Origin of the sequence: Pseudomonas sp. ChxA, from assembly GCF_030263855.1 — a bacterium.
In the GTDB taxonomy this organism is placed as follows: Bacteria; Pseudomonadota; Gammaproteobacteria; order Pseudomonadales; family Pseudomonadaceae; genus Aquipseudomonas; species Aquipseudomonas fluorescens_CB.
In genome coordinates this window covers 3,851,592-3,869,263 of the sequence record NZ_JARPMK010000001.1, presented here as the reverse complement: position 1 = coordinate 3,869,263, position 17,672 = coordinate 3,851,592, and the positions used below count along the sequence as shown (strand labels likewise).

Below are 17,672 nucleotides of genomic sequence, written 5' to 3'. Positions count from 1 at the left end.
TTAACATGACCACCATCCTGGTCGTCGACGACGAGTATTTGATCGCTGACATTCTCAGCTTCGCACTGGAGGATGAGGGGTTCATGGTGGTGACTGCCAGCAATGGTCGAAAAGGACTGGAAGTGCTGGACAGAGAAAGGCCAGCCTTGATCATCACCGACTTTATGATGCCCGTGATGGACGGCCTTGAATTCGCCACAGCCGTTCGAGCTTTCCCTTGCGCTAATCAATTGCCGATCATCTTGATGAGCGGTGCTCAGGCACACATCGGTATGCAGAGATCGGATCTGTTTGATGCAGTGTTGGCGAAGCCATTCAACATCGACTTGATCATTGCCGAAGTCAAAAGGCTACTAGCTTCTGATCAGTGAGCACTGCATCTACCTGCCCGTAGCCACGTGGGATCGGGCTCCGCTAGCCCGAACATCGAGTTGAAAATTTTTTTCGAGAGACTCTTGAAAACGTTTTGGTAGTACCTATTTTCGGTTCTACGCGATGCCGCAATCGGGTCGCGTCTTAAATCACTTGGAGAACACTCAGGAGATTTACTATGGCTACTACTCTTTCTTTGGCCCCTCTGTTCCGTCAGTCTGTGGGTTTTGATCGCTTCAACGACCTGTTTGAATCGGCGCTTCGTAGTGAGGCCGGTAATACCTATCCACCGCATAACGTGGAGAAGCATGGTGATGATCAATACCGCATTGTGATTGCAGTGGCAGGTCTTACTGAGGAGGACATAGACATTCAGGTTGAAAATGGCGTATTGAGCGTTTCTGGTGGAAAGCGTGAAAACGACGAGAAGGTGACTTACCTTCATCAAGGGATAGCGCAACGCGCCTTCCGCTTGTCGTTCCGGCTGGCTGACCATATCGAAGTGCAAGGTGCATCGCTCACCCATGGTCTGTTAGCCATCGAGCTGCTTCGGGTTATACCCGAAGAAGCCAAGCCAAAACGTATCGAGATCGGTACTGCCGGCAAGCCAGACCAGCGTCAAGTAAGCCTGCAATAATTGTGTTCAAGGCGCTCTGCGGAGCGCCTTTCTTTATTCTGTTTTAATCAATCTCCCGTTGCCTCGCCTTTAGATGTGCGTAACGCCATCGCCTGCCATAATCCACCCGTCTCACCCCAGCCCCCCACACGGAGTCCATGCCATTCATGGTGCTGTTGAATCGATTGAGCGCGTTTTCCATCCAGGCGCGCCGGGCACTGAAGCTGGTGTGGGGGACGTCGCGTCCCTTATTCATAGGCCTGCTGCTGGCCACCATCGTTGCCGGTCTGTTGCCTGCGCTGGCTGCCTGGATCGGCCAGCGGATTGTCGATGGCGTGGTGCACGCGATGCAGATTCATGCAGCCGGCAGCCAGGCGCCCGTGTGGCCGGTGATGCAGTACGTGCTGGCCGAGGCGGGCGTGTTGGCGCTGCTGGCCGCCGCCCAGCGCGCGTTGTCCATGCAGCAATCGTTGCTGCGGGTGCAGTTGGGGGTGAAGGTCAACCTGATGATTCTGGAAAAAGCCCAGACCCTCTCACTCCTGCAATTTGAAGACGCCGAGTTCCACGACAAGCTGGTGCGCGTGCGCCAGGGCGCGTCGACACGGCCGCTGAGCCTGGTCACCAAGGGCCTGGGGCTGGTGCAGAACCTGATCTCGCTGATCAGCTTCGCCGTGCTGTTAGTGCACTTTTCGCCGTGGGCGCTGGTGATTCTGGTGGTCGGCGCGTTACCGGTGTTCTTCGCCGAGACGCATTTCTCGGGCAATGCGTTTCGCCTGTTCCACCGGCGCGCGCCCGAGACCCGGCAGCAGAATTACCTGGAATCGCTGCTGTCCCACGAGACCCATGCCAAAGAGGTCAAGTTGTTCGGCCTGGCGCCGCTGTTCCTCAAACGCTACCGCGACAACGCCCGGCGTTTGTACACCGAAGACCGCCAGTTGACGGTGCGCCGGGATGCCTGGGGCTTTGCCCTGGGCCTGCTGGGCACCGCGGCGTTTTATGTGGCTTACGCCTGGGTGGTGCTGGACACCGTGCGCGGCCAGACCAGCCTGGGCCAGATGACCATGTACATCGTGCTGTTCAAGCAGGGGCAAAGCGCGATCACCGCCAGCCTCAGCGCGATTGCCGGCCTGTATGACGACAGCCTGTTTCTGTCGGACCTTTATGAGTACCTGCTGACCCCTGTGGTTGTGCCGCGTGGCCGGCTTACCCAGGGCGCGCGTCCCGGTGATGGTCTGCGCTGCGAACACGTGGGCTTCAGTTACCCCGGCGCCGAGCGGCCGGCATTGAGCGGCATCAACCTGCACTTGGCGCCGGGGCAGAGCCTGGCCCTGGTGGGCGAGAATGGCTCGGGCAAAACCAGCCTGATCAAACTGCTCACGCGCCTGTATACCCCGCACGAGGGGCGCATTCTGCTGGATGGCAGCGACTTGCAAGACTGGGATGAACAGACACTGCGCCAGCGCATCGGAGTGATTTTCCAGGATTACATCCGCTACCAGATGACCGTCGGCGAGAACCTTGGCGTGGGTGACGTCGATGCGCTGAACGACGAGGCGCGCTGGCGCACTGCCGCAACCCAGGGGGTGGCTGCCGAATTCATCGAGCGCCTGAGCAAGGCCTACGGCACACCGTTAGGGCGCTGGCTTGGCGGCCAGGAGTTGTCGGGTGGGCAATGGCAGAAAGTCGCCTTGTCACGCGCGTATATGCGCCAGGAGGCAGATCTGTTGATTCTTGACGAGCCGACGGCTGCGCTGGACGCCGGCGCCGAGGCGGCAGTGTTCGAGCACTTTCGCGAGCACGCCAAGGGCCGCATGACGTTGTTGATTTCCCATCGCTTCTCCAGCGTGCGCAATGCCGACCACATCATCGTGCTGGATGATGGGCGAATCCTCGAGGAGGGCAGCCATCATCAACTGATGGCGGCGGGTGGGCGCTATGCCGAGTTGTTCGATGTTCAGGCGCGGGGGTATCGCTAGGTCCCCGAGCGGCCGTCCAATCCGGCCAAGCGTATTGTTTCAAAGTTTTAGCACGCCATCCTCACCTCAAACCCTGCGCACCCCGGCGCACCGCTGAAACCCTGGCGCAGAACGCCCGACGATACCTCCAGGGTATCCCTTCAGACTTTATCCATATTGGACGGCCCCGTACCCACGCGTCAGCCTGAGCCCAATAACTATAAAAGAGGCGCAACCATGACCGTGCTATTGAGTGAGCGCAGCCAGATTTTCCGGGGCGCCGATGCCTACGCGGTGTCGGACTACGTCAACCAGCACGTGGGCAGCCACTGCATTCGCCTGCCTCCCAAGGGTCGACCCCGGGCGAGTATCAGCCATCGCACCTTCGCCAGCCTGGACCTGTGCCGCATCAGCTACGGCGCACCGGTACGGGTCACATCGGTGGCGCTGGAGACCATCTATCACCTGCAGATCCTGTTGAGCGGGCATTGCCGATCCAGCTCCCGTGGCGGCGATGACGTGTTCGGGCCGGGAGAAATCCTGCTGATCAACCCGGACGACCCGGTAGACCTGACCTATTCGGCCGACTGCGAGAAATTCATCATCAAACTGCCGGTGCGCCTGCTGGAAAACGCCTGCCTGGAGCAGCACTGGAGCCTGCCGCAGGTGGGTATCCGCTTCGCGACGGCGCGCCACGCGCTGAGTGAAATGGGCGGCTTCCTGCCGTTGCTCGGGCTGATTTGCCATGAGGCGGAAAACGCTGCCGAGCCGCATATGCAGGGCCTGTACGAACGCATCGTGGCCAACAAGCTGCTGGCATTGCTGGGCAGCAATGTGTTGCGGGTGATCCCCCAGGCTGCCCACGGCGGTGGGTTTGAAGCGGTGCGCGAATTTATCCAGCAGCACCTGGGAGATCACATCAGCGTCGAGCAGTTGATGGCCGTGGCCAAGGTCAGCGAACGTTCGCTGTACAGCCTGTTTGAGCATCAGGTGGGGCTGTCGCCGCGCGACTATGTGCGCCGCTGCAAGCTCGAACGCGTGCACGCACGCTTGCAACTGAGTAGCACGCGCAGCGTGACCGAGGTGGCTTTGGACCATGGTTTCATGCACTTGGGGCGGTTTTCCGAGGCTTATCGCAAACGCTTCGGCGAACTGCCGTCGCAGACCTTCAAACGCCATCGTTAAGCGACGTGCGCCTGGCGGATAGCGATGTGCAGGCGGCGGATATTGACGCGCAGGGCGAACACGTACGGTGAGGGTGCCTGATACAAGAACAACGGAGGGCCCGCCCTATGATCAGTAGACTCGACCGACTCGCCAGCCAATTGCGCGAGTCCGTACAGGAAGACCCCGCCACTGGGGTGTTCCGCTGCCGCCGCGATATCTTCACCGACCCCGACCTGTTTGCCCTGGAGATGAAACACATCTTCGAAGGCGGTTGGATCTACCTGGCCCATGAAAGCCAAGTGCCGCAGATCAACGATTACTTCACCACCTGGATCGGCCGCCAGCCGGTGGTTATCACCCGTGACAAACACGCCGTGCTGCATGGCCTGGTCAACGCCTGCGCGCATCGCGGCGCCATGCTGTGCCGGCGCAAACAAGGCAACAAGGGCTCATTCACTTGCCCCTTCCATGGCTGGACGTTCAGCAACGCCGGCAAGCTGCTCAAGGTCAAGGACGCCAAGACCGGCGCCTACCCGGACAGCTTCGACTGCGACGGCTCCCATGACCTCAAGCGCTTGGCGCGCTTTGAAAACTACCGCGGTTTCCTGTTCGGCAGCCTCAGCGATGCGGTGCCGGAACTGCGCGATTACCTGGGCGAAACCCGCGTGATCATCGACCAGATGGTCGACCAGGCGCCTTTGGGCCTGGAGGTGCTGCGCGGCAGCTCATCCTATGTCTATGACGGCAACTGGAAGCTGCAAATCGAAAACGGCGCCGACGGTTACCACGTCAGCTCGGTGCACTGGAACTACTCGGCGACCATGGGCCGGCGCAACTACGCAGCCGAGGGCACGCGCACCGTCGACGCCAATGGCTGGTCGAAAAGCCTGGGCGGCGTCTACGCCTTCGACCACGGGCATATCCTGCTGTGGACGCGCCTGCTCAACCCCGAAGTGCGCCCGGTGCACGATCACCGCGAAGCCTTGGCCGAACGCCTGGGCCAGGCGCGCGCCGACTTTATCGTCGACCAGACCCGCAATCTCTGCCTCTACCCCAATGTGTACCTGATGGACCAGTTCTCGACCCAGATCCGCGTGGTGCGCCCCCTCGCCGTGGATAAAACCGAAGTGACGATCTATTGCATGGCGCCCATCGGCGAAAGCGCCCAAGAGCGCGCCACGCGGATTCGCCAGTACGAAGACTTCTTCAACGTCAGCGGCATGGGCACCCCGGATGACCTCGAGGAATTCCGCGCCTGCCAGACCGGTTACCAAGGCGCGAGCACCCTGTGGAATGACTTGAGCCGTGGCGCCAAGCAGTGGGTCGAAGGCGCGGACGAAAATGCCTTGGCCATGGGTATGCAACCGCAGCTCAGCGGGGTCAAGACCGAGGACGAGGGCTTGTTTGTGCGCCAGCACGCGCACTGGGCCCAAAGCCTGCAGCGTGCGATCGAGCGCGAGCAGCAAGGGCTGATTGCCAGCGACCGCGAGGTGCAGCCATGAGCCTTGCCCGTGAGCACCTGCTGGATTTTCTCTACCGTGAAGCACGCCTGCTCGACGACCGCCAATGGGATGACTGGCTGGCCTGCTATTCGCCCAAGGCCGAGTTCTGGATGCCCGCCTGGGACGACCACGACACCCTCACCGAAGACCCGCAGCGCGAAATCTCGCTGATCTACTACCCCAACCGTGACGGCCTGGAAGACCGCATCTTCCGTATCAAGACCGAGCGCTCCAGCGCCAGCACGCCCGAGCCGCGCACCGTGCACATGCTGTGCAACCTCGAAGTGCTGGCTGACGACGGCGCGCAGGTGGACCTGCGTTTCAACTGGCACACCCTCAGCCACCGCTACAAAACCACCGACAGTTATTTCGGTAGCTCCTTCTATCGCCTCGACATCCGTGCCGAGCAGCCGCTGATCACGCGCAAGAAGGTGGTGCTGAAAAACGACTACATCCACCAGGTCATCGACATCTACCACATCTGAGGACACCGCCATGACGTACGCCATCGCCCTGAACTTCGAGGATGGGGTGACCCGCTTCATCGACTGCAAGGTGGGGGAAAAGGTGCTTGATGCGGCCTTCCGCCAACGCATCAACCTGCCCATGGACTGCTCGGACGGTGTGTGCGGCACCTGCAAATGTCGCTGTGAAACCGGCGCCTACGACTTGGGTGACGACTATATCGACGACGCCCTGAGCGCCGACGAGGCGCAGGCGCGCCAGGTGCTGACCTGCCAGATGGTGCCGCAGTCCGACTGCGTGATCGCCGTGCCGGTGCCGTCCAGCGCCTGCAAGACCGGCACCACGCACTTTGCCGCGACGCTGGCCGGCATCACCCGACATGCCGATGCCGCGCTGGCGGTGAGTTTCGAGCTTGACCAGGCGCCGGTATTCCTGCCCGGCCAGTACGTGAATATCAGCGTGCCCGATAGTGGGCAGACACGCGCTTACTCCTTCAGCAGTCGCCCGGGCGACACGCGCGCCAGCTTCCTGATCAAGCACGTGCCCGGCGGGTTGATGAGCACCTGGCTTGAGCGCGCCCAGCCGGGCGACAGCGTGGCGATCACCGGCCCACTGGGGAGTTTCTACCTGCGTGAGGTGGCGCGGCCGCTGCTGTTACTGGCCGGTGGTACCGGCCTGGCGCCGTTCCTGTCGATGCTTGAAGTGCTCGCGCAGCGCCAGGAAACCCGCCCGATCCGGTTGATCTACGGCGTAACGCGGGATCAGGACCTGGTGATGGTCGAGGCGTTGCAGGCTTTTACCGCGCGTTTGCCCGACTTCAACCTGGTGACCTGCGTGGCTGATCCGCACACCGCTCACCCGCGCCAGGGCTATGTGACCCAGCACATGGCCGACGAAGCCCTCAATGGCGGCGATGTCGACGTGTATCTGTGCGGCCCGCCGCCGATGGTCGATGCGGTGCGCGAACACTTCAAGCAGCAAGGCGTGGCCCCGGCCAGCTTCCATTACGAGAAATTCACCGCTAACGCCGTCGCCACGTGCGATGCCGCCTGAGGACTGCCGCATGACTCAACGGTTTAACAACAAGGTCGCGCTGGTTACCGGCGCAGCCCAAGGGATCGGCCGGCGTGTTGCCGAGCGCTTGCTGGAGGAGGGCGCCTGGCTGGTCGCGGTGGATCGCTCCGAGCTTGTGCATGAGTTGCAGCATGAGCGAGCGCTGCTGCTGACCGCCGACCTGGAACAATACAGCGAGTGCGCGCGGGTGATGGCCGCCGCCACGGCGCGCTTTGGGCGTCTCGACGTGCTGGTCAATAATGTCGGCGGAACCATTTGGGCCAAGCCCTTCGAGCATTACGCCGAGGCTGAAATCGAAGCCGAAGTGCGTCGCTCGCTGTTCCCTACGTTGTGGTGCTGCCATTGCGTGCTGCCCTACATGCTGGAGCAGGGCGCGGGCGCCATCGTCAATGTGTCTTCCGTGGCTACGCGTGGGGTCAATCGCGTGCCGTATGGCGCGGCCAAGGGCGGCGTGAATGCCTTGACGGCCTGCCTGGCCCTGGAGACTGCCGGCAGCGGGATCCGCGTCAACGCCACCGCGCCCGGCGGCACCGAGGCACCGCCACGGCGGATCCCGCGCAACAGCCAGCCGCAAAGCGAGCAAGAGCGTGTGTGGTACCAGCAGATCGTCGACCAGACCCTCGACAGCAGCCCGATGAAACGCTACGGCAGCATCGACGAACAAGCTGTCGCGATTCTGTTCCTGGCCTGCGACGAGGCCTCCTACATCACCGGCGTGACCTTGCCGGTGGGCGGCGGCGATCTCGGCTAAGGCTTTTCCAACAGCTGACATTGACTCACAACAACAATAAAGAGAGCACTGCCATGCGTACCCATGATGTCCATTCGATCATCGATAATGCCCCGTTCAACCGCTTCCACTGGTTGATCGTGAGCTTGTGTGCCTTGCTGTTGATCTTTGACGGCTATGACTTGTTTATCTACGGCGTGGTGCTGCCGTCAATCATGCGCGAGTGGGGGCTGACGCCGTTGCAGGCCGGCGCCCTGGGCAGCTATGCGCTGTTCGGCATGATGTTCGGTGCGCTGATTTTCGGCACCCTGGCGGACCGTTTCGGGCGCAAGCAAGGCATCGTGTTCTGTTTCACCCTGTTCAGTCTGGCCACCGTGGCCAATGGCTTTGCCGGCAGCCCAACCGAGTTCGGTATCTGCCGTTTTGTCGCCGGGCTCGGCTGCGGCGGGTTGATGCCCAACGCGGCCGCGCTGATCAACGAATACGCGCCGAAGAAATTGCGCGGCACTTTGATGGCCTGCATGTTCAGCGGCTATTCTCTGGGCGGCATGCTCGCCGCCAGCGTGGGGATTTTCATGCTGCCGGCCTATGGTTGGCAGTCGATGTTTTTTGTGGCGGTGATTCCGCTGCTGCTGTTGCCACTGATTGTGTACTGGCTGCCTGAATCCATCGCTTTCCTGATCCGCCAGGGCCAACAAGACAAGGCCCGCGCGCTGCTTAATCGGTTGTCGCCCGGCACCGGGATCGAGGTCGAAGATACGCTGGTGATCGCCGACAGCAAAGGCACAGGCGCCTCGGTGGTAGAGCTGTTCCGCCATGGCCTGGCAGTGCGTACGGCGATGATCTGGATTGCGTTTTTCTGCTGCCTGCTGATGGTCTATGCATTGAGTTCGTGGCTGCCCAAGCTGATGGCCGGCGCCGGTTACAGCCTGGGCTCGAGCCTGTCGTTCCTGATCGCGCTGAACCTGGGCGGCATGGCCGGGGCGCTGCTCGGCGGCCGTTTGGGCGACCGTCTGAACCTGGTGAAAGTGGTGATCTGCTTCTTCGCTGCCGCCGTGATCTCGATCAGCCTGCTGGGCATCAACAGCCCGATGCCGGTCCTGTACCTGCTGATCTTTGTCGCGGGCGCTACCACCATTGGTACGCAAATTCTGCTGTACGCGGGGGCTGCGCAGCTCTACAGCTTGTCGGTTCGCGCCACAGGCCTGGGCTGGGCGTCCGGCATCGGTCGCAATGGCGCGATAGTCGGCCCGCTCTTGGGCGGTGCGCTGATGGCGATCGAACTGCCTCTGCAACTGAATTTCATGGCCTTTGCCATCCCCGGCGCGATTGCGGCGCTGGCGATGACGGTATTTGCCCTGAATGAGCGGCGCACCCGCATTGCCTTGCCCGCCGCCCCGGCACTGTGACGGCCAAACCGTCGGCGTTGCTGCGCGCATGCACAGCGCCCAGGACGCAGAGAACAGCAATCCGCTGGAGCTGAATGGCGCTGCATGGTGTGTGGAAAAGGCGGAAATGATCAGATGAACAGCCTGCCCGACAACGCCTAAAGACTCTCAGGGTCGCCGAAAAACATTTTGACTGGGCTCTAGAGCAATACTTTCAGGCAGAAAAATTCCAAATATGCCCCCAGTTTTGCCCCCAGTTGCGCGTAGTGCGCGGGCGATCGCGATTGGCGATTTCTGAGGCGGAGCAGGGTGGCTAACGACTGTGGATTCGACCGGTCGATGCAACAGATTGGCCAGTGGCAACCGACTGAAATCGACCCTCAACAGCCACCGGGGTTGGTGAAACTTCAATGGTGCCTTCCAGAACCGTTTCGGACATCGGCTGCAACTTGTAGCCGGGTGTGTGCCCATAATCCATGCAATGTGAGAGGGCGCGGTTGCCTCTAGCTCATCCCTTGCTCTCAGGAAACATGCATCCGCCCCTGCGGACCAGAGCCTTCAACTCTTCGCTCACCTGCGTGGGGTCTTGAGTTAAACGGGTCACGAACTCCTCAAGGTCCCGTGCGTACGACTTCGAATCGTGCTTCGCGCTCCAAAGAACGATGTTGAGCACGATGGGGATGAGGTCCAGGCCTTTCTCTGTCAGCGTATAGAAATCCTTGCGCCTGTCGTCGGGGTTGGGGGCCTTCGAGAGAACTCCTTGTCCTTCAAGGAAGGCGAGGCGGGACGCAAGGACATTGGACGCGATACCTTCTTCCGACTTCAGGAACTGGCCATAGGTCTTCTTACCCGCAAAAACGATGTCGCGAATGATCAAGAGCGACCATCGGTCGCCGAAGATCTCCACGCCATAGTTCACTGCGCAATGGGACCGAATGTCTTCTTTAGATGTGGTTTTCATGGGGGGATCTTAACATCACTTGCATGGTGCAAGTAAACTCCTGTTATTCGCTTGCGCTTTGCAAGTGAAGCGACCAGCATGGTTAGGACATTGAACGCGAATACTCAGCCGTAAAGGAGATCCCCGTGTACGACACAACCAAGTTATCCGAGTTGCTCCGGTTCGCACGCGTGGATGCAGGCTCCACCGTCATCGACGTTTACCCAGGCGACGGCGAATGGACCCGTCTGTTCTCCGACACCGTGGGGCCAAAAGGGCGGGTCTACAGCTTTGTGCCAGCCGAAGTCGCCCACTTCAAGAACGATCCGCTCGGCAGCATGCAGGCGCTCGCGAAGGAGGCGGGCCGGGAGAATGTCGAAGCCGTCTCCGCCGACCTGACCGCGATGCCGGAGGTCACGCAACCGGCGGATGTCCTGTGGCTGCACCTGTTCTACCACGATCTCCACACTGATCTGATGAAGGCGAGGGGCGCCACGGCCGCCGACTTCAATCGAGCCGTCTTTGAGCGGCTGAAGCCTGGTGGGGCCTACGTCATCATCGACCACGCCGCCGCCATCGGGACGGGCGCGAGCAATGCCCAGTCACTGCATCGGATTGAGCCCGCATCCGTTCACAAGGAGGTGGAAGCGGCCGGTTTTGTACTGGACGCGCAAAGCACTTTGCTCGCGAACAAGGACGATCCACACTCGATCAAGGCGTTCGATCCCGCCATCAAGGGCGAGACAGATCGCTTCGTCTATCGGTTCGTGAAGCCCTGACAGGTCACGACGCCGTCTTCATGGGAAGGGGTCGGTAGTAGCAGTCGACCAGGTGGCTTGGACAAGGCCATTCTGGTCGCGAGGTTTCTGATCTCGGGAAAGATACATCCGCGATTGCGGACCAGCGCCTTCACCTCTTTGTCGACCTGCCAGGGGCTTCGATGTAGTCGAGCCACCACCCTCATGATCAAGAGCGACCACCGGTCGCCGAAGATCTCCACGCCATAGTTCACTGCGCCGATGGAACCGAATGTCTTCTTTAGATATTGATTTCATAGGTGATTCTTAACATTGCTTGCATAACGAAAGTAAATTTCTGCAATTCACTTGCTTTTTGCAAGTGAGGCGATCAGCATGGTTCGCAGGTTGAACGCAGTCACCGGATCACGCCGGCAGTCCTTGAATGGTCAACCCATATCTGTAAGGAAACTGCACATGAGCACTATCAGCATCATCGGCTCAGGTGGCATGGCCGCAGCGATCGGCGGCCTTGCCGCCAAAGCCGGACACACCGTCGAGGTGATGAGTCGTGACGCCACCAAGGCGCGGGCGCTGGCCGAGCAGATCGGAGCTGGCGCGACGACAGGAACGTTCGGCACCGCCCCGGCCGGGGATATTGTGATCCTGGCGGTTCCCTATTCAGCGGTTCTCGAGGTGGTGACGCAGTACGGCGAAGAATTGGCAGGCAAGCTTCTTGTCGACATTACCAACCCCGTCGCCCCTGACTTCAAAAGCTTTGTGACCCCTGAGGACAGTTTCGGCGCGCAGGAAATCGCCAAAGCTGCGCCAGCCGGCGCCGAAGTCATCAAGGCGTTCAACACCCATTTCTCCCACGTCCTGGCTGCCGGTCCTGTCGAAGGCCACTCGCTGGGCGTGTTCATCGCTGGAGACGACGCGCAGGCGAAGGGACGTGTCTCGGCGTTCGTCGAAGGTCTCGGGCTGCGGCCGTTTGACGTTGGGCTACTGCCCATGGCGCGGACGCTGGAGCACGTCTGCCTGCTGTCGCTGGGTCTCATGACCCACTCCGTCAAGCACACCAGGTTCTCAATCGGCGTCAGCTTTCTCGGCTGAGTGCACTCGCATAACTTTTCGCATCACATCACTTACAAGGAACACCAACATGCACGTATTCGTCACTGGCGGGACCGGTCATTCCGGTCCATACATCATCTCCGACCTCATCGCCGCCGGCCACGAGGTCACTGCGTTGGCCCGGTCGGACAGTGCGGCGCAGGCGCTCACTGCGCTTGGCGCAAAGGTGCGTCGCGGTGATCTCGATGATCTCGACGGGCTCAAGGAGGCGGCTGCAGCCGCCGACGGCGTGATCCATGTAGCGCACAGACAAGACTTGCTTCCGGTCGGCGGGCTCGACGCTGTTGCCGCAGCGGAAGTCCAGATCATGCTCGCCTACGGTGATGCACTGGCTGGAACGGGAAAACCGCTGGTCGTGTCGGGAAGCATCGGTTCGCCAACTAACGTGGGGTGGCCGGTTCCTGGGCCGCTGCAGAGCCGACCGGCGACCGAGGAGGATCCGGCTCTTTCTCCGGCTGGCGATCAATATAAGGGCTCCCTGCGGGTTCGTAACATCGTGGAGCTTACCGTCATCGGTCTCGCAGAGCGGGGCGTGCGGTCTTCGGTCGTGCGCATTTCTGAAATCATGCACAGCTCAACCGACAAGGCCGGTTTCCTTCAGGTCCTGATCGGGCAAGCAAAGGAAAAGGGCGTCGTTGGCTTTCCCGGCGACGGCTCCAACCGGTGGGCGGCAGTGCATGCCCGCGACCTCGCTACCCTGTTCCGCCTGGCGCTGGAGAAGGGTCCCGCTGGCAGATGCTGGCACGCGGTTGCCGAAGGGTCTATCCCGTACCGCGAGATCGCGGAGGCCATTGGCAGCCGTCTGAACCTTCCCGCCGTGCCCATTCCCGTTGACGTAATGATGGGGCCAGGTTTCTTCGGCTTCCTCGCGAACTTGGTAACGCTGGATACCCCGGCGTCGAACGATATCACGCGCCAGACTCTCGGCTGGGCACCAGTGCAGCCCGGCCTGTTTGCCGATATGGACAATGGCCACTACTTCCCTGCCGCCTGAGTGATCATCAGGCTATTCGCCGAGTCGCAAATCGTCCGGCGAACAGCGACGTCGCGATCCGTTCGCCCCGAGCATGGCAGAAGGGCGGCGGATGCTGCCCGGCACGCACGGGATACTAATCGGGGGAAGCCCATTCAGAGACAGCGGGCAATACCCCAACTCATTTGGAGATTACACATGAGCACTATCAGCATCATCGGTTCAGGAGGCATGGCCGCGGCGATCGCCGGTCGTACCGCCAAAGCGGGATACACCGTTGAGGTGGTCAGCCGCGACCCGGCCAAGGCGCAAGCATTGGCCGACCAGCTCGCAGCAGGAGCGACCACAGGGAAGTACGAGGCCCCTCCAGCCGGCGAAATCGTCATTCTCGCCGTGCCTTACACTGGTGCGGCGTCGGTGGTGGCCGACTACGGGGACGCGCTCGACGGCAAGGTGATCATCGACATCACCAATACGGCCTCCCCGGACCTCTCGGGCCTTGTCTCTCCCGCCGGCAGTTCTGGTGCGCAGGAGATCGCCAAGATCGCCCCCGCCAGCGCGCATGTCGTAAAGGCGTTCAACACGCTTTTCGGCCATGTCCTTGCCAAAGGAGGGCGCCTCGACACGTTCATCGCCGCCGACGATCCAGAAGTCAAGGCACGCGTCTCGACTTTCATCGAGAGTCTTGGGCTGCGCCCGCTGGATGTCGGCGGCCTGCACATGGCGCAGACGCTCGAGGCGCTCGGCCTGATGATGATCGGCCTTGCAAAAAATGGTGCCGGTACTTGGGATATCGCCTTGAACGTCGAGATCGGCTGAGTCGCCGACACCCGTCAGGTCCATTGCGTCGCGATCTGAAAAGAGATGGCGAGATTTCGATGAACGCGCAAGAGTATGTTCAGATCGTGAAGGATGCGTTTGCAGCCACCGGCCGCGCCGATATGCAAGGTCTGCTAACGTGGGCTGCCGAAGATATCGATTGAATCATTCCGGGCGAGGACTGACCGCTGGCCGGCACGCGCCGCTGGCACTCAGGATTGGTGGATCTGTTTCGGACGCAATTCGACACGATGGAAACTTTTCTCATGGAAACCGGCGAGGTTGCGGCGTAGGGAGACCGGGTGCTGGTCATTGGTCTCGCTAGTGGGAGGATTGAGGTTGCGAACTAGGACATGGGAGGACGATTGGCTCTTCGCCATTACTGTGCGAAATGGAAAACTGACCAACATCCGGGCGTATATCGATGCGCAAGGACTGGCGCGGGCCTCCGAAATGTATTCGGGCTCCAGGCTTTGATCAACGAGAGCATCACCATGTCTGTGAATACTCTTGGCACCGGCCCCCGTTGTAGGGGCTCTAGCGACGTTTGCCTACAGGTTACCGACATCCTGGCGCAGGAGCAGAGCGCTATTGCCTCGCTGTCCGTCGCTCTGGGGGGCGGATGCCAGCACATTCGATCTAGATGTTTTCTCCCAATGATTCCGCCTACTAATGCCAGCCAGAGCTCTCAGGAACGGATCGCTGTGCTGGCCGCCCCCGAGTAGCTGACCGTCCGGCAACTGGTCCTCCGTCTCGGGGGATGCGCAGGGTTGCCCTTGGTCGGCGTTGAGCAGACCGTCGCCGATGAGATGCGGCAATGGTTCGACAGCGAAGGCAGCGACGGTTTCAGCATCATGTTTCCATAGCTGCATAGTATGGCTTGCGATAACGGCCGGTCGAAAATTCTTTGACACGGGTACAAGGGTAGGCGCGGCTCTGGATTGATGACCCATAGGATGTGAATTGCCCAGCAGTTTGGTTGGCCGGGAGCCGATGTGCTGTAAGCCGCAAGCCTAGGGCGATAAAAAAATTTGCGATGATTGTCTGGCCATTAATGCTAGTCATTAACTGCGGTCTGAGACTCTTTCCCGCTATAGCAGGCGAGAACGTGACTTACTGAGTGCTGGATAACAGCAGGGCACAGTTTCAGCCAACCAGTTGGTGCGAATCACTTTGCTGGCGAAATGCTACGCAACAGCACAATTGCAATGAACAGCGCACCAACTGCTCCCACTGAGATCATCAATCCTTGCTCGCTGACATAAGACATTGTGGCCCCGGTAACAATGGGACCCAATACGCTGCCCAAGGTGTAGAACATCGCAATCGCCGTCATGGCGGTGGACACTTGATGTTCGCCAGCTCGGTCTCCTACCTCGATTACAGCCAAGGTGTTCATGCCGCCAATAGCGCCTCCCCAGAGGAACACGATCATCGTCGCCAACCAAGGATGCGGCTGGCTGAGCGGAATGGCCAACGAACCCAGCAACAGTATCAAGCTGCAGACTAACTGGCCGATCTTGTAAGAGCTGCGGTCAGCCATCCAGCCAATTGGCAGTTGAAGGACGGTGCCACCAATTCCGAATACTGATATTAGGAGTGTCGCGGCGGTCAACAGGTAGCCAGCCGAGAGGCTGTAGCCTGCAAGGAACGACACGGCTGAGGTTTCAGAAAAGCCAGCAATAAATGCGCCGCAAAGAGCTGTTGGAATGACGCTAAACAATTTTCCATGGTGATTTTCTGCCGGTGTTTTCGGTTGCGTATCGTAGGTCTTGAGGGTTAAGGCCAGCGCGCCGGACATCAACACGATAAAGGCACAGGCGTAGTAGGGCGCGGCGCTTCCCACGCCAAATACAATCAGCAGGAGCGGGCCAATAGCAATACCCAGGCCCATCAAGGCCTCATGGACGCCGATCGCCCGGCCGCGCTCGTCTTTCGAGGCGACTGCAACGATCCACGTATCGCACGCGATCCAGCGCAGGATCAAGCCGATGCCGAGCAAGAAGTTCAGTGAAAAAATCAATGCCAGATGGGTTGTCAGGGGCATACCGATCAGCGCAGCAATAGTCAGCGCTGCACTGAGGATGTTAGTTCTGACGAGCCCCATACGGGCCAGTAAGCGTGGAACCCATTTGTAGAGCAGCAAAATAGCCAACCACGAGGCACTGACAACCACCCCGATTTTTGCTGGCTCCACCCCTTGCTGCTCAAGCGAAAGCGATAGCAGCGGGGTGACTGTACCAATCTGCACGATCTGCGAAAGTGCTGAGAGAATGTTTATCCTGGTGAGGGCAAACCAGCGTAGCTGGTTGCCATATTCGATATTCGGTTTTTCCATTTGTGACCGACCTAGAATAACGACGCCAAGCGTTCAACGATTAGGCAGACTCTTTTCAAAATACTCTCGCGGGAACATCGGTAGGGTGAGTCCAGCCAGACCTGATGCTTTTTTTCCAACACGACGTCGGACGGTTCTGGATCTATCTGCTCCGCCAGAAATTTTTCGATTGGATCGGAGACTTCCAGGCGCGACCACTTCAACTGCGCATCCTTGAAAAAGGCGAAATGCATGTCACTTTCAACTCGGATCCATTCGTCTACCAGCGTGAAGTCTTCAGCTGTCAGGCCCGTTTCTTCCTCAACTTCTCGAATGAGCGAACGTCCTAAGTCGACCACTGCGTCTTGCAGCACGTCGTCAGTTCCCGGTCGATGTTGTGAGCATAGATGAGGGTATAACCAGCGGGATAAGAACTGTTACGTATAACCTTAGGTACGGTACTCCCGTGGTGAGCTCGCCGCTAGATAGGCGGTGAGCGGTTGGCTACTTGCGCGTGTTAGCGCTCTCGACGAAGAGAGTTTTAACGAGTGTCCGGCCGTATTTATACCTCGGCAAAATGCTTGAGCTGCCAAGCGCAAAGGACCCTCCAGCTTGTGAAATGGTGCATTGATATCGTTCAGTAGGTGTCGACTTGGTGTGCGGATTGTGCGTCATCTGGATGAAATAGAGGAAAATCAAGTACTCGCTCATGGCCCACGTGTTCCATTTTGACAAGCCTGTGGGCCAGGTTTCGCTGGTACACAAAGAGCGGCGTTACAGGCCACAACAGCCAGCATGCAAAGCGCTGCCTTTGTACGGTTCGGCACAATTTTCGGGCTGATTTTTACAAGACGCTTGAACTGAACCCCCGATGCTAGTGAGAGGGTCAGCCCTTTATCCATGAGTCACGGCGTATTCGACGTTGAGAGTATCGGCCGTGCAGATTACGCAGGGCTGTCCGCTCTGGTCCCCTTTCTGTCCCCGAATGACCTCAACGCCGTGCCGTGGTTGTATTAGTGTTGATCACGCTTTCACACAATAAGATAGAGAGGGTGGCTATGCGGGCAATCAACCCCCGTCGCATAAGTCTGCTGATGGCCGTGACCTGCCTGCTGACAGCCTGTGGCGACAAACCGAAACATTCATCCGAACGCGCCACGGCGGCCAACGCCATGCCCGGCGACTCAGCCCTGGCCCAGGTCTACGACACCAGTTGCAAGCTATGCCACGCCAATCCGGCCTCCAGGGCACCGCTGACCGGTGACGGCCCGGCCTGGAGCCCGCGCATCGCCCAGGGCCCGGACACTCTGCTGGACCACACCATCAATGGCTACAACGGCATGCCGCCGATGGGCCTGTGCGTGCAGTGCTCCGAAGACCAATTCCTGGGGCTGATCAGCTTTATGTCGGGTCAACACATCCAATAAGAATAACGGGGTAGGCGATGGGGCTTTCACGGCGAGAATTATTGCAGCGCGGCGCG

The 17,672-nt window shown here is 59.9% G+C and carries 17 protein-coding genes; 14 read left to right on the top strand and 3 right to left on the bottom strand.

Going from position 1 to position 17,672, the window contains the following annotated elements; translation table 11 throughout:
• Nucleotides 1-5: 5 nt before the first annotated feature.
• The 9 genes from P5706_RS17315 to P5706_RS17275 all read left to right on the top strand — a co-directional run bounded on the left by P5706_RS17315 (nt 6) and on the right by P5706_RS17275 (nt 9,290).
• Complete coding sequence (locus P5706_RS17315; protein WP_285680365.1) at nt 6-371, top strand: response regulator; 366 nt, start codon at nt 6-8, stop codon at nt 369-371.
• A 179-nt stretch (nt 372-550) separates the two neighbouring features.
• The gene (locus tag P5706_RS17310) at nt 551-1,009 is read left to right on the top strand and encodes an Hsp20 family protein (RefSeq protein WP_200432705.1); all 459 of its coding nucleotides are present in this window, start codon (nt 551-553) and stop codon (nt 1,007-1,009) included.
• 146 nt (nt 1,010-1,155) lie between these two features.
• Nucleotides 1,156-2,964 carry an ABC transporter ATP-binding protein gene (locus tag P5706_RS17305; protein ID WP_285682757.1) on the top strand — a complete coding sequence of 603 codons (1,809 nt, stop codon included), beginning with the start codon at nt 1,156-1,158 and terminating at the stop codon, nt 2,962-2,964.
• Between the two features lie 216 nt (nt 2,965-3,180).
• Complete coding sequence (locus P5706_RS17300; RefSeq protein ID WP_285680362.1) at nt 3,181-4,128, top strand: AraC family transcriptional regulator; 948 nt, start codon at nt 3,181-3,183, stop codon at nt 4,126-4,128.
• Between the two features lie 107 nt (nt 4,129-4,235).
• Nucleotides 4,236-5,612, top strand: coding sequence for an SRPBCC family protein (locus tag P5706_RS17295; RefSeq protein WP_285680360.1), 1,377 nt, complete (start codon nt 4,236-4,238; stop codon nt 5,610-5,612).
• A complete protein-coding gene (gene benB / locus P5706_RS17290; protein ID WP_285680358.1) occupies nt 5,609-6,097 on the top strand; it encodes a benzoate 1,2-dioxygenase small subunit in 489 nt (162 codons plus the stop codon). The genes P5706_RS17295 and benB overlap by 4 nt, the downstream gene beginning before the upstream one ends.
• A gap of 10 nt (nt 6,098-6,107) precedes the next feature.
• Entirely contained in the window at nt 6,108-7,130 is a 1,023-nt protein-coding gene (gene benC / locus P5706_RS17285; RefSeq protein WP_200432702.1) for a benzoate 1,2-dioxygenase electron transfer component BenC, read from the top strand.
• A 10-nt stretch (nt 7,131-7,140) separates the two neighbouring features.
• Nucleotides 7,141-7,902, top strand: coding sequence for a 1,6-dihydroxycyclohexa-2,4-diene-1-carboxylate dehydrogenase (locus P5706_RS17280; protein WP_285680356.1), 762 nt, complete (start codon nt 7,141-7,143; stop codon nt 7,900-7,902).
• A 53-nt stretch (nt 7,903-7,955) separates the two neighbouring features.
• Nucleotides 7,956-9,290 (top strand): MFS transporter, encoded by a 1,335-nt coding sequence (locus P5706_RS17275; RefSeq protein ID WP_285680354.1) that lies wholly within the window; start codon nt 7,956-7,958, stop codon nt 9,288-9,290.
• Between the two features lie 487 nt (nt 9,291-9,777).
• On the opposite strand, the gene P5706_RS17270 is transcribed toward P5706_RS17275, so the two are convergent.
• Nucleotides 9,778-10,230, bottom strand: coding sequence for a winged helix-turn-helix transcriptional regulator (locus P5706_RS17270; RefSeq protein WP_070413436.1), 453 nt, complete (start codon nt 10,228-10,230; stop codon nt 9,778-9,780).
• A gap of 125 nt (nt 10,231-10,355) precedes the next feature.
• Here P5706_RS17270 and P5706_RS17265 point away from each other — a divergent pair, with 125 nt between their 5' ends.
• The 4 genes from P5706_RS17265 to P5706_RS17250 all read left to right on the top strand — a co-directional run bounded on the left by P5706_RS17265 (nt 10,356) and on the right by P5706_RS17250 (nt 13,872).
• Nucleotides 10,356-10,988: a class I SAM-dependent methyltransferase gene (locus tag P5706_RS17265; RefSeq protein WP_070413437.1), complete on the top strand. Its 633-nt coding sequence runs from the start codon at nt 10,356-10,358 to the stop codon at nt 10,986-10,988.
• 435 nt (nt 10,989-11,423) lie between these two features.
• Entirely contained in the window at nt 11,424-12,059 is a 636-nt protein-coding gene (locus tag P5706_RS17260) for an NADPH-dependent F420 reductase (protein ID WP_070413438.1), read from the top strand.
• A 49-nt stretch (nt 12,060-12,108) separates the two neighbouring features.
• Nucleotides 12,109-13,074 (top strand): SDR family oxidoreductase, encoded by a 966-nt coding sequence (locus tag P5706_RS17255; RefSeq protein WP_070413439.1) that lies wholly within the window; start codon nt 12,109-12,111, stop codon nt 13,072-13,074.
• Between the two features lie 177 nt (nt 13,075-13,251).
• Nucleotides 13,252-13,872 carry an NADPH-dependent F420 reductase gene (locus P5706_RS17250; protein WP_070413440.1) on the top strand — a complete coding sequence of 207 codons (621 nt, stop codon included), beginning with the start codon at nt 13,252-13,254 and terminating at the stop codon, nt 13,870-13,872.
• A 1,168-nt stretch (nt 13,873-15,040) separates the two neighbouring features.
• On the opposite strand, the gene P5706_RS17245 is transcribed toward P5706_RS17250, so the two are convergent.
• Nucleotides 15,041-16,210 carry an MFS transporter gene (locus tag P5706_RS17245; protein ID WP_070413442.1) on the bottom strand — a complete coding sequence of 390 codons (1,170 nt, stop codon included), beginning with the start codon at nt 16,208-16,210 and terminating at the stop codon, nt 15,041-15,043.
• 11 nt (nt 16,211-16,221) lie between these two features.
• On the bottom strand, nt 16,222-16,563 hold the full coding sequence (locus tag P5706_RS17240) for a hypothetical protein (protein WP_070413443.1): 342 nt from the start codon (nt 16,561-16,563) through the stop codon (nt 16,222-16,224).
• Nucleotides 16,564-17,247: 684 nt separating this feature from the next.
• Here P5706_RS17240 and P5706_RS17235 point away from each other — a divergent pair.
• Complete coding sequence (locus P5706_RS17235; protein ID WP_070413445.1) at nt 17,248-17,616, top strand: c-type cytochrome; 369 nt, start codon at nt 17,248-17,250, stop codon at nt 17,614-17,616.
• Nucleotides 17,617-17,672: the final 56 nt, after the last annotated feature.

Coding starts and splice junctions, on each gene's coding strand:
- P5706_RS17275 (WP_285680354.1), top strand. CDS start 7,956: ATGCGTACCCATGATGTCCATTCGATCATCGATAATGCCCCGTTCAAC.
- P5706_RS17295 (WP_285680360.1), top strand. CDS start 4,236: ATGATCAGTAGACTCGACCGACTCGCCAGCCAATTGCGCGAGTCCGTA.
- P5706_RS17250 (WP_070413440.1), top strand. CDS start 13,252: ATGAGCACTATCAGCATCATCGGTTCAGGAGGCATGGCCGCGGCGATC.
- P5706_RS17300 (WP_285680362.1), top strand. CDS start 3,181: ATGACCGTGCTATTGAGTGAGCGCAGCCAGATTTTCCGGGGCGCCGAT.
- benB (WP_285680358.1), top strand. CDS start 5,609: ATGAGCCTTGCCCGTGAGCACCTGCTGGATTTTCTCTACCGTGAAGCA.
- P5706_RS17280 (WP_285680356.1), top strand. CDS start 7,141: ATGACTCAACGGTTTAACAACAAGGTCGCGCTGGTTACCGGCGCAGCC.
- P5706_RS17310 (WP_200432705.1), top strand. CDS start 551: ATGGCTACTACTCTTTCTTTGGCCCCTCTGTTCCGTCAGTCTGTGGGT.
- P5706_RS17255 (WP_070413439.1), top strand. CDS start 12,109: ATGCACGTATTCGTCACTGGCGGGACCGGTCATTCCGGTCCATACATC.
- P5706_RS17235 (WP_070413445.1), top strand. CDS start 17,248: ATGCGGGCAATCAACCCCCGTCGCATAAGTCTGCTGATGGCCGTGACC.
- benC (WP_200432702.1), top strand. CDS start 6,108: ATGACGTACGCCATCGCCCTGAACTTCGAGGATGGGGTGACCCGCTTC.
- P5706_RS17315 (WP_285680365.1), top strand. CDS start 6: ATGACCACCATCCTGGTCGTCGACGACGAGTATTTGATCGCTGACATT.
- P5706_RS17260 (WP_070413438.1), top strand. CDS start 11,424: ATGAGCACTATCAGCATCATCGGCTCAGGTGGCATGGCCGCAGCGATC.
- P5706_RS17305 (WP_285682757.1), top strand. CDS start 1,156: ATGGTGCTGTTGAATCGATTGAGCGCGTTTTCCATCCAGGCGCGCCGG.
- P5706_RS17245 (WP_070413442.1), bottom strand. CDS start 16,210: ATGGAAAAACCGAATATCGAATATGGCAACCAGCTACGCTGGTTTGCC.
- P5706_RS17270 (WP_070413436.1), bottom strand. CDS start 10,230: ATGAAAACCACATCTAAAGAAGACATTCGGTCCCATTGCGCAGTGAAC.